A 13104-nucleotide genomic window follows, 5' to 3' on the forward strand; every position below is an offset into this window, starting at 1 on the left:
ACCGGCCGCTCCTCGTTTATCGGAACGCACCCTAGAACGCCTTGAAGGTGATGATCGTCTTGGTGTCGAGAATGCCGTCGAAGGGATGCAGCTTCTCGTTGACGAAGTGGCCGATATCGGCGTCGTCGTCGACATAGACCTTGACCAGGAGGTCGTAGTCGCCGGCCGTTGAGTAGATCTCGGAGGCGATCTCGGCGTCGGCGATGGCGTTGGCGACCTGGTAGGCCTTGCCCAGGTGGCACTTGATCATCACGAAAAACGGAACCATTTCAGTCTCCGGAGCCGGGGCGGCGGGTGCCGCGAGTCGCCCGACAGTGAAGCGGATGTCTTGGTGCGGGGCAAGGGGAACCTCGCCCGTTGGCGGCAGCACCCCCCGGCAAGGCATGAAACGGCCGGGTGGAAGCGTCGCGGAACCCGAAAACTTGAACGTTCCGGGCTTGCGAAGTTGCGGCGGGTGTCGGAGTCTGCCATGAAACCGTTGAGTATCCCTGCCGCGGTGCATGTTCGGATCCCGCGTCCGGGCAGGCCGGTCCGGTCGACGAGACAGTGCACCGGCATCCGTTGGCAGGCACCCGGCACGGCGCAGCCGGCCAAGGACGAATACCGAACCGAAGACATGGCCCCATGACCCGCCCGACGTCCCCTACACACCCCGCGCCGTCCTTCACGGTGACGCGACGTGGCGCGCTCGGCCTTGCCGGGGTCGGGCTGGCTGGCGGTCTGGCCACGCCGGCGCTCGCGCAACCGACGATCGAATGGAAGATGGCCACCGCCTGGCCGGCCGATCTTCCCGGCCCCGGCCAGGCGGCGCAGCGCATCTGCGATGCCATCGCCTTGCTGAGCGGCGGCCGGATGCGGGTGCGCCTGTTTCCCGCCGGCGGGCTGGTGCCCGGCAGCGAGGTGTTCGACGCCGTCTCCGCCGGTACGGCGCAGATGGGCCATGCCTCCGCCACGTTCTGGCAGGACCGGCTGCCGGCGGCGGTCTTCTTCGCCACGGTTCCCTTCGGCTTCCTGCCGCACGAGCATGTGACCTGGATCGAGCAGGGCGGCGGCCAGGCCCTGTGGGACCGGCTCTACGCGCCCTTCGCGGTCAAGCCGTTTCCCGGCGGCAATGGCGGCGGCCAGCTTGGCGGCTGGTTCATGAAACCGGTGCAGACGCTCGACGACCTCAAGGGCCTGCGCGTTCGCATGCCGGGCCTTGGCGGCGAGGTCATGCGGCGGCTCGGGGCGACCCCGGTTTCCCTGCCGCCGGCCGAGCTGGTGCCGGCGCTGAAGAGCGGGCTGATCGACGCGGCCGAGTTCCTGGGACCGGAGAGCGACCGGGCGATGGGTTTCCAGACGGTCAGCAAGCTCTGCTACACGCCCGGCTTCCACGAGCCGAACGGCACCACCGAGGCACTGGTCAACCGGGTCGCCTATGAGGGATTGCCCGACGATCTTCGCGCGATCATCGCCGCCGCCTGCCGGATGGAAACACTGCACGGCATGTCGGAAAGCGCCTGGAAAAACGCGGAAGCGATGCGCCAGCTGGTCGCCGAGGACGGCGTCGAGCTCAAGGTCTATCCGACCGAGATCACGAGCGCGCTGCGCGACACGTCGAACGATGTGGTCGCCGGTCTTGCCGCCGGCGGGGATCTCGATCGCGAGATCTACAAGAGCTATGTCCGCGCGCTCGCAAGGCTGGCCCTGTGGAGCGATGCGTCCGAGCGCTTGTTTCTCGAGCGCCGCCGCTTGTCCTAAAGGGGTTTTGCCGGTCCGGGGCCCCTGAGTTCCGGCGGCAGTTCGCGGAACCGGCCGTCGCGCAGCGCGGCGAGGGCGAAATCCACCATCGGATCGAACATCAGGTCCTGGTGCCCCTCGGGCAGGCAGCGGCAGGTCTGCGCCACGAGCGCGGGGTGAAAGAACATCACCAGCGAGTGCTGGAACAGCATCGCCGCCGTGTTCGCGTCCTGGTCGGCGAACTCGCCCTTGTCGATTCCCTCGCGGATCAGTCGGGCGAACGAGCTCCGCATCTCGGCCTTGTGGACCTCGATCTCGTCCCAGGCCTCCTCCATCGCGGCTTCGAGCAGGTCGTGGATCTTGCGGTCCGCTGTGTAGCTGTCGCGGGTGTGGTGGAAATGCTGGCGGACCATCTGGCGCAGCCGGTCGGCCGAACTGCCCTCGGCCGTCTCCATGCCCTTTTCCATTGCCTCGCGCAAACCGCCGGTGACCAGCAGCGTGACGGCCTTGGTCAGCTCCGCTTTCGAAGCGAAGAAGCGGTAGACATTGGCCGGCGACATGCCCAGTTCCCGGGCGATGTCGGCGACCGTGGTCTTCTGGTAGCCGTAGTGGTGAAAAAGCTCGCTGGCCTTCTCGACGATCCGCCGGCGCATGTCATGCGCGGCTGCGCTCGTCGTCCCGTCCCGGGTCGCCGCCAGTGTCTCTTCGCTCTCAAGCACGTCACTCATCATGCACTGATCCGGTTTTCTGTTTCTTCGGTACGCCGCGATCGATGGGAACGACGGCAGTGCCGCACGGGTTGCCCGCTTGCCGGGCGCGCCTCGCGTGGGCCGGTTCACACCAACAATGGGAGGAGCCGGCGGTTGCGTCAACTTGTCCCTTCATCTGCGGTCAGGCTGTGGATGGCGGACAGCCGCGCGCGAAGGGCATCCGGCGGATCGTCCCGCTCTTCTGTATGATATATGTTCTCTGACGTTTGTTGACAATCGTCATTTAATATCCATATTCGTGCCGGGCGGTCGCCGCAATCCGGCGGCCGTTGGTGATCCGTCCGGGCAACCATCCGCTGCCTGTCCGGGAGCGCCGCGCTCCACATGCCCTGAACGACCGGAATACCTGACCGGAGAAAAGATGAGATGAGCCGTTTCCCCGCATTTTCCAGCCTCGTCGACTTGATCCGGCCAGATATTCCGGGCGCTCGCCTTCGCCGCGTGCCTCTTTTGCGCCTTGCAGGCGTTGTCGCGCTTGGCGCTGTCGCCGCCGCATGCCAGCCGGAGGCGGCCGTCGAGGAGGACGTGGCCAAGCCGGCGCGCACGGTGTGGGTCGAGCCGGCGGCGCCGGCGGGCGGGCGCACGATTTCGCTGACGGGCATCATCCGCGCGCGCAGTGACGCACCCATCGCCTTCCGGGTGGGAGGCAAGATTTCCGAACGCGGCGCCGATGTCGGCGACCGGGTGAAGCCCGGCGACGTCATTGCCGTGCTCGATGCCTCGGATCTGGAGGCGGCGCTGAGAGCGCGCGAGGCGGAAGAGCGGGCGGCGCGGGCACAGTCCCGCCGTGCCGCGGAAGACCGCCTGCGGATCGCGGCACTGAAGGAAAAGGGGCATGTCAGCCAGGCGGCGCTCGATCAGGCCGTTGCCTCGGACGATGCCGCGGCCGCATCTCTCAAGGCGGCCGTCGAGCAGCGCATCCTCGCCGCCAACCAGCTTGCCTATGCCCGCCTGGAGGCGGATGCCGAAGGCGTCGTGACCGCTGTCCTGGCGGAGCCGGGCGAGGTCGTCACGGCGGGCCAGCCGGTGCTGCGCATCGCCCGCGATGCGGAGCGCGAGGTCGAGGTCGCCATTCCCGAGGCGCAGGTCGCCGCCGTGTCCGGCGCGACGCCGCGCATTACCTTGTGGGCCGAGCCCGACCGCTCCTTCCGGGCCACCTTGCGCGAAATGTCGCCCGTTGCCGATGCGGCTGCGCGCAGTTTCACCGCGCGTTTCTCCATCCTGGATCCAGGCGTCGATGCCCGTCTTGGCATGACCGCGACGGTGCATCTGGATCGGGCCGCGGACAAGGGCGATGTCGCGGTGCCGCTTGCTGCGGTCTGGTATGACGGCAGCCAGGCCAATGTCTGGCATGCGGAACCGGGAGCGGAAAGGGTCGAGCCGGTCCCCGTCACCGTCCGCCGGATCGAGGCCGAGCGGGCGATCGTCTCGGGCGGGATCGCGACGGGCGAGCATGTGGTGAGCATGGGAGCGCACCGGCTTGACCCGGGTCTGCTGCTCAGGGTGGTCGCGCGCGACACGGCCGGCCCGGTTCGCGTGGGAGCCCTGCGATGAGCGGCTTCAACCTGTCCGCCTGGGCAATCCGCCACCAGACGCTGGTCCTGTTCTTCATCTTCGTCACGGCCGCCGCCGGCATCTTTGCCTACAGCAATCTGGGCCGGAACGAGGATCCCGCCTTTACCGTCAAGGTGATGGTGGTCACCGCCGTGTGGCCGGGCGCGAGCGCGGCCGAGATGCAGGATCAGGTCGCCGACCGGGTCGAGACGCGGCTGCAGACGCTGCCCTGGCTGGCGCGGCTGGAGACCTATACCCGTCCCGGCTTCATGGCGACGCAGATCGTCCTGGAGGACGCCACCCCGCCGGGCGAGGTCGAGGACCTGTGGTACCAGGCCCGCAAGAAGGTCGGGGACATTTCCGCCGACCTGCCGGCTGGCGTTGTCGGCCCCTTCTTCAACGACGAATACGCGGACGTCTACGTCCAGGTGCATGCGCTGAGCGCGCCGGATGCCACCTGGTCGGAGCTTTCGGATCTCGCCGAAATGGCGCGTCAGTCCTTCCTCTCCGTTCCCGGGGTGGAGAAGGTCCAGCTCTTCGGCGAGCAGGACCAGAAGATCCACGTGGATATTTCCTATGCCAAGCTGGCGACGCTCGGCATCCCGGCCAGCGCCATCTTCGATGCGCTGGCCGCGCAGAATGCGGTTGTCCCGTCCGGTTCGGTCGACACGCCGAGCGAGACCGTGCAGGTGCGCGTGACCGGCAGCCTCAAGGGGGTCGAGGCGGTGGCCTCGGTGCCGGTCGAGGCGGACGGGCGCACGTTTCGGCTTGGCGATATAGCCACCGTCAGCCGCGGCGTTTCCGATCCGCGGTCCTACGTGACACGCTACAATGGCGAGAACGCGATCCTTCTCGGCGTTGCCATGGCCGATGGCGGCAACGTGCTGGAACTGGGCGAGCTGTTGCATGACAAGGCGGCCGAGGTCCGCGCCCGGCTGCCGCTCGGCGCCGAGTTGCATGAGGTCTCCAACCAGCCGGACGTGGTCGAGGAGGCGGTTGGCGAGTTCCTGCTGAAGTTCGTCGCCGCGATCTCCATCGTGCTGCTTGTCTCCTTCGTTTCGCTCGGCTTTCGCACCGGCATCATCGTGGCGCTGTCGGTGCCGCTGACACTGGCCGCGACCTTCGTCTTCATGATGCTGATGGGCATCGACCTGGAGCGTATTTCGCTGGGCGCGCTGATCCTGTCGCTGGGGCTCCTGGTCGATGACGCGATCATCGCCATCGAGATGATGGTGGTGAAGATCGAGCAGGGCTGGGACCGGGTCCGCGCGGCGACCTTCGCCTGGGAATCGACCGCCTTTCCGATGCTGACCGGCACGCTGGTGACGGCTGCGGGCTTCCTGCCCGTGGGCTTCGCCAAGTCCTCGGCCGGCGAATATGCGGGCGGCATCTTCTGGGTGGTGACCACGGCGCTGCTGGTCTCCTGGGTCGTGGCGGTGGTCTTCACGCCCTATCTCGGGCTCAAGCTTCTGCCGCGCTCGCTGGAGCGTCACGCCGCAGCGCGGGGCGACGTCGACGAGGACGCGATCTATCGCACGCCCTCCTACAACCGCCTGCGCCGCATGGTCACGGGCGCGGTGCGCTTCCGTCTGCCGGTGGTTCTGGCCACGATCGGGCTGCTCGTCCTTGCCGGCTACGGCATGGGACACGTCAAGAAGCAGTTCTTCCCCAATTCCTCGCGCCCGGAAGTGCTGGTCGAGTTGAAGGGGCCGGAAGGGGCCTCCTTCGCCGCCACCGAGCGCGCGACGCGGGAGATCGAGGCGCTCCTTGCCGACAGCCAGGACGTCGACTATTTCACCACCTATATCGGTGCCGGTGCGCCGCGCTTTTTCCTTGCCTACAACCCGGCGCTGCCCAATCCGGGCTATGCCCTTCTGCTGGTTCAGTCCAAGGGCGGCGAGCATGCCGACGCACTGGTCGACCAGTTGCAGGCGCGCTTCGCCGCCACCGAAGGGGCCGTTCGCGGGCGGGCCAACAAGCTCGAGCTCGGGCCCCCGGTCGGCTATCCGGTGCAGTTCCGCGTGGTCGGCCCGGATCTCGACGTGGTGCGCGGCATCGCGGAAGAGGTGCGCGACGCGATGCGGGCGAGCCCCGACACGCGCAACACCGAGCTGCAATGGGGCGAGAAGGTGAAGAGCGTCCGCCTCGAGGTCGACCAGGAACGGGCCCGCGCGCTCGGCCTGTCGACCAGCGAGATCGGCCGTTCGCTGCAGACGCTCCTGGCCGGCTACGAGGTCACCTCGTTGCGCGAGGGGCGCCATGCCGTCGGTGTCGTCGTCAGGGCGGCGGAAAGCGAACGCGCCGCGATCGGCGACATCTCCGACCTGGTGCTGCAGGTGCGCGACGGGCGGGCTATCCCGGTCTCCCAGGTCGCGCGTGTCGAATACACGTCCGAGGATCCGATCCTGTGGCGGCGCAACCGCGAGACCGTTCTTACCGTGCGCGCCGACGTGGCGCCGGGCCTTCAGGCGCCGGATGTCACCGCCGCGCTCACGCCGGTTATGCAGGAAATCGCGGCCGGCCTGCCACCCGGCTACCGGATCGACGCGGGCGGCGCGGCGGAGGAATCAGCCAAGGCAAACACGGCGCTCGCCGCGGTGTTCCCCCTGATGCTGCTGGCCATGGCCGTCCTCATCATGCTGCAGATGCAGTCCTTCTCGAAGATGGCGCTGGTCTTCCTCACCTTCCCGCTGGGGCTGGTGGGGGCGGTCGCGGCGCTGCTTGTCACGGACGCGCCGTTCGGTTTCGTCGCCATTCTCGGCGTCATCGCGCTGGGCGGCATGGTGATGCGCAACACGCTGATCCTGGCTGACCAGATCGAGCACGACCTGGAGGCGGGGGCGACCATGCGTCAGGCCATCGTTGAGTCCACCGTGCGCCGCGCGCGGCCGGTGATCCTCACCGCGCTTGCCGCCGTGCTGGCCTTCATCCCGCTGACCTTCAGCATCTTCTGGGGGCCGATGGCGATCGCGATGATCGGCGGCCTGACGGTCGCCACCGTGCTGACGCTGATCTTCCTGCCGGCGCTCTATGCGCTCTGGTTCCGGCGCCGCCTCGATCGCACCGAGGCGCAGGTGCTTGCCGCGCGTGCGGGCAATGCGCCGGAGGAGGAAGGCCAGGCCGGTGGAACAGCGTCCGATACGGCTCCGGCGAAGACCGTTCCTTCCGGCGGTGTCGTGTCCCGCAAGGACCCGTCCGACAAGGCAGAGAGTGCAACGGACCCCGCGCCGGCTCTGCCTCAGGCGGCGGAATGACGCCCCCGTCGTTCCGTCGCCGCCCTTTCCCCGGTCCGCTCGAATCCCGAACCGTTTCGGGAAGCGGAACGCCGCGCCGTGAGAACGCCGCCCTTTCGACCCGCCCTGAGTGATAAATTCGCCACAGTTGTTTTGGAAACGAAGCGCCCTGCGCCCTTCTCGCGATTTGCATATTTTTTGTGCATCTGCGCGGCGACTGCGCAGGGCGTTACAAAAATGTCGTCAAACGTCCTGATTTAACCGTTGCTTGGACATTCCCTAGGGGAAGGTTGGCGCTACGGAAGCGCGGTTTCGACGGATTTTCGCCGGGAGGCCTGCGCATTCTGCTGTCTCCATCGCGATTGCGAAGCGGAACCAACTTGATCATCCTTGTCGAAATGACCGCGAGGGATGGGGCAATCGCCTCGCGGAAAGTATCGGGGAGGAGCAGGTCGAGTCATGCTGACACAAAGAGCATCGGTAATTCTTTCATTGTCTGTTGTTGGCGGGCTTGTTGCCGCAACATCTGCGCAGGCTGGTGGTTTTGCACTACGTGAGCAAAGCTCCTACTACCAGGGGATGTCCTTCGCGGGCTACGGCACGACGGGGCCGTCCATCTCGTCGATGTTCTGGAACCCGGCGACGATTACGGGCGCGGGCGAAGGGTTTACTTTCGAGACGCACAACACCCTGATCGTTCCCAACGCGGAGATCACAGGCACGTTCACGCCCGGCGTCGTACCGGTTCCCGCAAGCACGGTCCCGTCCGGCGATATCGGCAACGATGCCTATGTGCCGGCCTCCTACACCGCCTACAAGGTGACCGACCAGGTGTTCTTCGGCGTGGCGATCAATGCCCCCTTCGGCCTTGCCACCAAGCCGGGGCAGAACTGGGCCGGCCAGTTCTATTCCCGTTCCTCCAAGGCCCAGTCGATCAACGTGAACCCGATCATCGGCTACAAGATCAACGACATGCTGTCGGTCGCCTTCGGCGTGCAGTTCCAGCATTTCGCCGTGTCGCTGAAGACGGGTATCCCCACTGTGGCGGGCTTCCCGTCGGGCATACTCGAAGGCGACGACATCGGTTTCGGCGTGACCGCCGGCGTCACCTACAAGCCGTTCAAGGGCACCGAGATCGGCCTGGGCTATCGCTCGGGCATTGCCCACACGCTCGGCGGCAGCATCCAGTCACCGGCCGGCACCAATGCCATCAACGCCAACCTGATCACGCCGGACATGGTCAACCTGTCGGTGAAGCAGCGCGTCACCGACGCCTTCCGCGTCTTCGGCACGGCCGAGTGGACCAACTGGAGCCGGCTGAAGTCGCCGCGGGTCACCCTTCAGGCCAATGGCGCGACGGTCCAGACCCTGCATTTCAACTACAATGACGGCTGGTTCTTCGCCCTTGGCGGCGAGTACGACGTGACCGAGGACCTGACGATGCGCGCCGGCATCGGCTACGAGCTCTCGCCGATCGACGATGCGATCCGCTCGACCCGTCTGCCGGATTCAAACCGCCTGTGGTTGTCGGCCGGCGCCTCCTACGAGTTCAGCGAGGACCTGTCGTTCGACCTCGGCTACACCTATATCCACGGCGAACAGGCGAACATCAATATCGGCCCGGGCCATCAGGATTACGTTCCCGCAGTCGGTACCTATATCGGCAAGGCCAATGCCAATGTGAACATCGTCTCGGCCTCCATGCGCTATCGCTGGGGCGGGCCGAAGCATCGCGGCGAGGCCGATCCGGTTCGCGGCTACTGAGCCCGTCCGGCGTATCAAAAAAACTGCAAGTTTCGATCAATTTTCGCGCAATTATGCGCAAACAATGTTCGAAATTGTTCGTATTGCACCGGCGGAGGCCCTCCGCCGGTGTCTTCGTTTGTGCCCTGCGACCTTAGAAGGCGGCCGGATAGAGCCCGCCATCGACGAGGATATTCTGCCCCGTCACATAGCCGGCATGGGCGGAACAGTAGAAGGCACAGACCTGCCCGAACTCTTCCGCCGTGCCGAAGCGCCCGGCCGGGATTTCCGCGGCCTGCGCCCGTCCGACCTCCTCGACGCTGCGGCCGGAGGTTTCGGCCGCCCGCTCCAGCCCGCCGCGCAGCCGGTCGGTGTCCATCTTGCCCGGCAGCAGGTTGTTGAACGTGACGTTGCGCGCCGCGTAGGGCCGTCCGACACCGGCCAGGAAGGCTGTCAGTCCGGCCCGCGCGCCGCTCGAAAGATCGAGGCCGGCAAGCGGCATCCGCACCGTGATCGAGGTGATGTTGACGATGCGGCCGAACCCGCGTTCGGCCATGCCGTCGGCCACCTTCTGGATCATCTCGATGGGCGAGATCATGTTCTGGATGACGCCGTCGATCATCGCCTCGCGGTCGAGTTCCCGGTAGTCGCGGCGCGGCGGGCCGCCGTTGTTGTTGACCAGGATGTCGGGTTCCGGGCAGGCGGCGAGAAGGGCTTCCTGCCCCTCGGGCGTCGACACATTGGCGACGACGGGGGTCACGTCGACGCCGAAACGGGCGCGAATGTCGCTGGCCGTGGCATCGAGGCGGACGGCGTCGAGGCCGTTGACGACGAGATTGCAGCCGGCGGCGGCGAGGGCCTCGGCGCAGCCGCGCCCGAGGCCGCGGCTCGAGGCGCAGACGATGGCCGTGCGGCCGGAAATTCCAAGATCCATGTCCGTTCTCCCTGGGTGACATGTCGCCGAAGCGGCTTGTCGGGGCCGCGTTCGCGGTTGCAAGAAGTGATAGCGGAGGGGCAGGGCGCGCGTCCAGTCGACCCCGCCCTTGCCGCAGGACGGCAGCCGTTTCCGCGTGCTGTCATATTTCTGAGACCGGAATCGCGCATTTAAACGCTCAAAGTCTTGTCAGGAGCGTGCCATGTCCATCGAGCCGGCCCCGCGACATTACCGGGCGATCTTCCTGTCCGACATCCACTTGGGAACCCGGGGATGTCAGGCGGAGCTGCTTCTCGATTTCCTCAAGTATCACGATGCGGAGACCATCTACCTGGTCGGCGATATCGTTGATGGCTGGCGCCTGAGGCGCATGTGGTACTGGCCGCAGGCCCATAACGACGTGGTGCAGAAGCTGATGCGCAAGGGTCGCAAGGGCGCGCGCATCGTCTACACGCCCGGCAATCACGACGAGTTCCTGCGCGATTTCCTCGGCACCCATTTCGGCGGCATCGAGGTGGTCGAGGAGACCGTCCACGAGGCGGCTGACGGGCGCCGCTATCTTGTCATCCACGGAGACCGGTTCGACGTGGTCGTGCGTCATGCCAAGTGGCTCGCCTTCCTCGGCGACTGGGCCTATGTCAGCGCGCTCAACCTCAACACGGTGCTGAACGTGCTGCGCCGCCGCCTTGGGCTGCAATACTGGTCGCTGTCTGCCTGGGCCAAGCTGAAGGTCAAGAACGCGGTCAATTTCATCGGCAAGTTCGAGGAGACGCTGGCCGGCGAGGCGGAGCGCCAGGGGGTCGACGGGGTGATCTGCGGCCACATCCACCATGCCGCCGATCATCGCGAGTTCGGCACCCACTATATTAACACAGGCGACTGGGTGGAGAGTTGCACCGCGGTTGCCGAGCATCATGACGGCACGTTCGAGATCATCCGCTGGGCGGAACGGGCACGCGAACTGCCCGCCCTCGACGAGGCGCCGCGCGGCGCGCAGGCCGCCGCATGATGAAATCGCTGCTCATCGTCTCCGACGCCTGGCACCCGCAGATCAACGGCGTCGTGCGCTCGATCGAGCGTACCGTAGAGGAGTTGCTGCGCCTGGGCGTCAGGGTCGAGGTGCTGTCGCCGGCCGATTTCTACACCGTTCCCTGCCCGACCTATTCCGAGATCCGGCTGACGCTGACGACGCCGGCGGCGCTTCGCCGGCGGATAGAGGCCGGGGATTTCGAACATCTGCACATCGCCACGGAAGGCCCGCTGGGCTTGCTCGCGGCGCGGGTGGCGCGCGGCCTCGGGCGGGCCTTCACGACGAGCTACCACACGCGTTTTCCCGAGTATCTTTCGGCGCGCATGCCGGTGCCGGTCTCCTGGTCGTATGCCTGGCTGCGCAGGTTTCACAATTCGGGCCATGGCTGCATGGTGGCGACGCCGACGCTGGAGCGCGAACTGCGCGCGCGCGGCTTCACCAACCTGATGCGCTGGTCGCGCGGTGTCGATCACGAGCTGTTCCGTCCGCGCGAGGGCGAGCCGCGCCCCGCCGGGCTCACAAATCTTGCCGGGCCGGTTTTCATGTATGTCGGCCGGGTGGCGGTGGAGAAGAACATCGCCGCCTTTCTCGATCTGGACCTTCCCGGCACGCGCGTCGTGGTCGGCGACGGGCCGCAACTGGCGGAGCTGCGGGCCCGCTACCCGCAGGTGCTGTTCACCGGATCGAAGACCGGCGATGAACTTGCCCGTCACTATGCGGCGGCCGACGTGGTCGTCTTTCCGAGCCTGACCGACACGTTCGGCAATGTGGTGCTGGAGGCGCTTGCCTGCGGGGTGCCGGTGGCGGCCTACCCGGTGATGGGCCCGCAGGACATTCTTGAGGGGACCGGCGCCGGCATCCTCGCTTCCGACCTGGGGCAGGCGGCGCTTGCCGCGCTTGGAGTTTCCAGAACGCGCTGCCGCGAGGTCGCGCTGACCTATCGCTGGGCGCAGAGCACCCGGCAGTTCATCGAGAACTGCAATGCGGCGGCGGCCAACGCCGCGATGCCTGGCGCGGCCTGATTGCCAAAAGACGTGGCAAGCGAATGTCTTGCCCTTCTTCCGCGTGCCGCCATCGTGTACGGATAGGGCATCCCTTTTCGCTCCGGTGGAGGCCTCCATGGACAGTTTCGCAGTTGCCCCGTCCTATCAGGACATCGTCGATGCGCGGGCGCGCATTGCCGGCGAGGCGATACTGACACCGCTGCTGCGCTCCGCCTATCTCGATGCACTCGTCGGCGGCACCGTGCTGCTCAAGGCGGAAAACCTGCAGCGGACCGGATCGTTCAAGTTTCGCGGCGCCTATAACCGCCTGTCGCTGATACCGGAAGGCGAGCGGTCGCGCGGCGTCGTCGCCTGCTCGTCCGGCAACCACGCGCAAGGCGTCGCCGAAGCGGCGCGGCTGCTCGGCATGCCGGCGACCATCGTCATGCCGCAGGATGCACCGACGGCGAAGCTGGAGCGCACGCGGCGTTCGGGCGCGCGCGTCGTCACCTACAGGCGCGGTGAAGAGGACCGTGACGCGATTGCCGCGACAATCGGCGCCGAGACCGGGGCGACGTTCGTTCACCCCTACAACGATGCCGGGGTGATCGCCGGGCAGGGAACCATCGGCGCGGAACTGGCCGAACAGGCGATGGCCATGGGGCTCTCTCCCGATGCGATGCTGACCTGCGCCGGTGGCGGGGGTATGACCGGCGGCATCGCGCTGGCACTGGAAACGCTCCTGCCTGCCTGCGACATGGTTCCGGTTGAACCGGAAGGCTTCGACGATTACGGCCGCTCGTTGGCGGCCGGGACGCGGGTTCCCAATGCGCGCGAAGCCGGCTCTGTCTGCGATGCGCTGCTGTCGCGGGAACCCGGCGAGCTCGGCTTTTCGATCACCAGCCGGCGGGCATGGGGCGGAATTGCAGTGAGCGATGCCGAAGCGATGGCGGCGGTTGCCTTTGCCTTCAGGGAGCTGAAGCTGGTGGTCGAGCCGGGTGGGGCGGTCGGTCTTGCCGCCGTGCTGTCCGGAAAACTGCCGCTTGCGGGGCGGTGCGTGGCGCTGACGCTGTCGGGGGGCAATATCGACGCCGACGTGATGGCGGAGGCGCTGGCCGCCGGGTGAACCAGGCCTCGG

At 66.8% G+C, this 13104-nt stretch carries 10 protein-coding genes; 7 read left to right on the forward strand and 3 right to left on the reverse strand.

Annotation, left to right across the window (positions count from 1 at the left end):
• Window positions 1-31 precede the first annotated feature (31 nt).
• On the reverse strand, window positions 32-268 hold the full coding sequence (locus tag RBB46_RS14755) for an Lrp/AsnC ligand binding domain-containing protein (protein WP_306029780.1): 237 nt from the start codon (window positions 266-268) through the stop codon (window positions 32-34).
• 356 nt (window positions 269-624) lie between these two features.
• On the opposite strand from RBB46_RS14755, the gene RBB46_RS14760 reads away from it, so the two are divergent.
• Complete coding sequence (locus tag RBB46_RS14760; RefSeq protein ID WP_306029781.1) at window positions 625-1740, forward strand: TRAP transporter substrate-binding protein; 1116 nt, start codon at window positions 625-627, stop codon at window positions 1738-1740.
• Here the strand turns inward: RBB46_RS14760 and RBB46_RS14765 are convergent.
• Window positions 1737-2447, reverse strand: coding sequence for a TetR/AcrR family transcriptional regulator (locus tag RBB46_RS14765; RefSeq protein WP_306029782.1), 711 nt, complete (start codon window positions 2445-2447; stop codon window positions 1737-1739). The two genes, RBB46_RS14760 and RBB46_RS14765, sit on opposite strands and share 4 nt — an antisense overlap.
• A gap of 408 nt (window positions 2448-2855) precedes the next feature.
• Here RBB46_RS14765 and RBB46_RS14770 point away from each other — a divergent pair, with 408 nt between their 5' ends.
• From RBB46_RS14770 to RBB46_RS14780, 3 genes are all read left to right on the forward strand, one after another.
• On the forward strand, window positions 2856-4043 hold the full coding sequence (locus RBB46_RS14770; protein WP_306029783.1) for an efflux RND transporter periplasmic adaptor subunit: 1188 nt from the start codon (window positions 2856-2858) through the stop codon (window positions 4041-4043).
• A complete protein-coding gene (locus RBB46_RS14775; RefSeq protein ID WP_306029784.1) occupies window positions 4040-7297 on the forward strand; it encodes an efflux RND transporter permease subunit in 3258 nt (1085 codons plus the stop codon). Before RBB46_RS14770 ends, RBB46_RS14775 begins: the two co-directional genes overlap by 4 nt.
• 438 nt (window positions 7298-7735) lie before the next feature.
• Window positions 7736-9040 carry an OmpP1/FadL family transporter gene (locus RBB46_RS14780; RefSeq protein ID WP_306029785.1) on the forward strand — a complete coding sequence of 435 codons (1305 nt, stop codon included), beginning with the start codon at window positions 7736-7738 and terminating at the stop codon, window positions 9038-9040.
• Window positions 9041-9173: 133 nt separating this feature from the next.
• On the opposite strand, the gene RBB46_RS14785 is transcribed toward RBB46_RS14780, so the two are convergent.
• The gene (locus tag RBB46_RS14785; RefSeq protein ID WP_306029786.1) at window positions 9174-9953 is read right to left on the reverse strand and encodes an SDR family oxidoreductase; all 780 of its coding nucleotides are present in this window, start codon (window positions 9951-9953) and stop codon (window positions 9174-9176) included.
• 202 nt (window positions 9954-10155) lie between these two features.
• Here RBB46_RS14785 and RBB46_RS14790 point away from each other — a divergent pair, with 202 nt between their 5' ends.
• From RBB46_RS14790 to RBB46_RS14800, 3 genes are all read left to right on the forward strand, one after another.
• The gene (locus RBB46_RS14790) at window positions 10156-10962 is read left to right on the forward strand and encodes a UDP-2,3-diacylglucosamine diphosphatase (RefSeq protein WP_306029787.1); all 807 of its coding nucleotides are present in this window, start codon (window positions 10156-10158) and stop codon (window positions 10960-10962) included.
• The gene (locus RBB46_RS14795) at window positions 10962-12005 is read left to right on the forward strand and encodes a glycosyltransferase family 1 protein (RefSeq protein ID WP_306029902.1); all 1044 of its coding nucleotides are present in this window, start codon (window positions 10962-10964) and stop codon (window positions 12003-12005) included. Before RBB46_RS14790 ends, RBB46_RS14795 begins: the two co-directional genes overlap by 1 nt.
• A 97-nt stretch (window positions 12006-12102) precedes the next feature.
• Window positions 12103-13092, forward strand: a complete 990-nt coding sequence (locus RBB46_RS14800) for a threonine/serine dehydratase (protein ID WP_306029788.1) — start codon at window positions 12103-12105, stop codon at window positions 13090-13092.
• Window positions 13093-13104: the final 12 nt, after the last annotated feature.

The sequence above is a fragment of the Stappia sp. MMSF_3263 genome, from assembly GCF_030733745.1.
GTDB lineage: Bacteria > Pseudomonadota > Alphaproteobacteria > Rhizobiales > Stappiaceae > Stappia.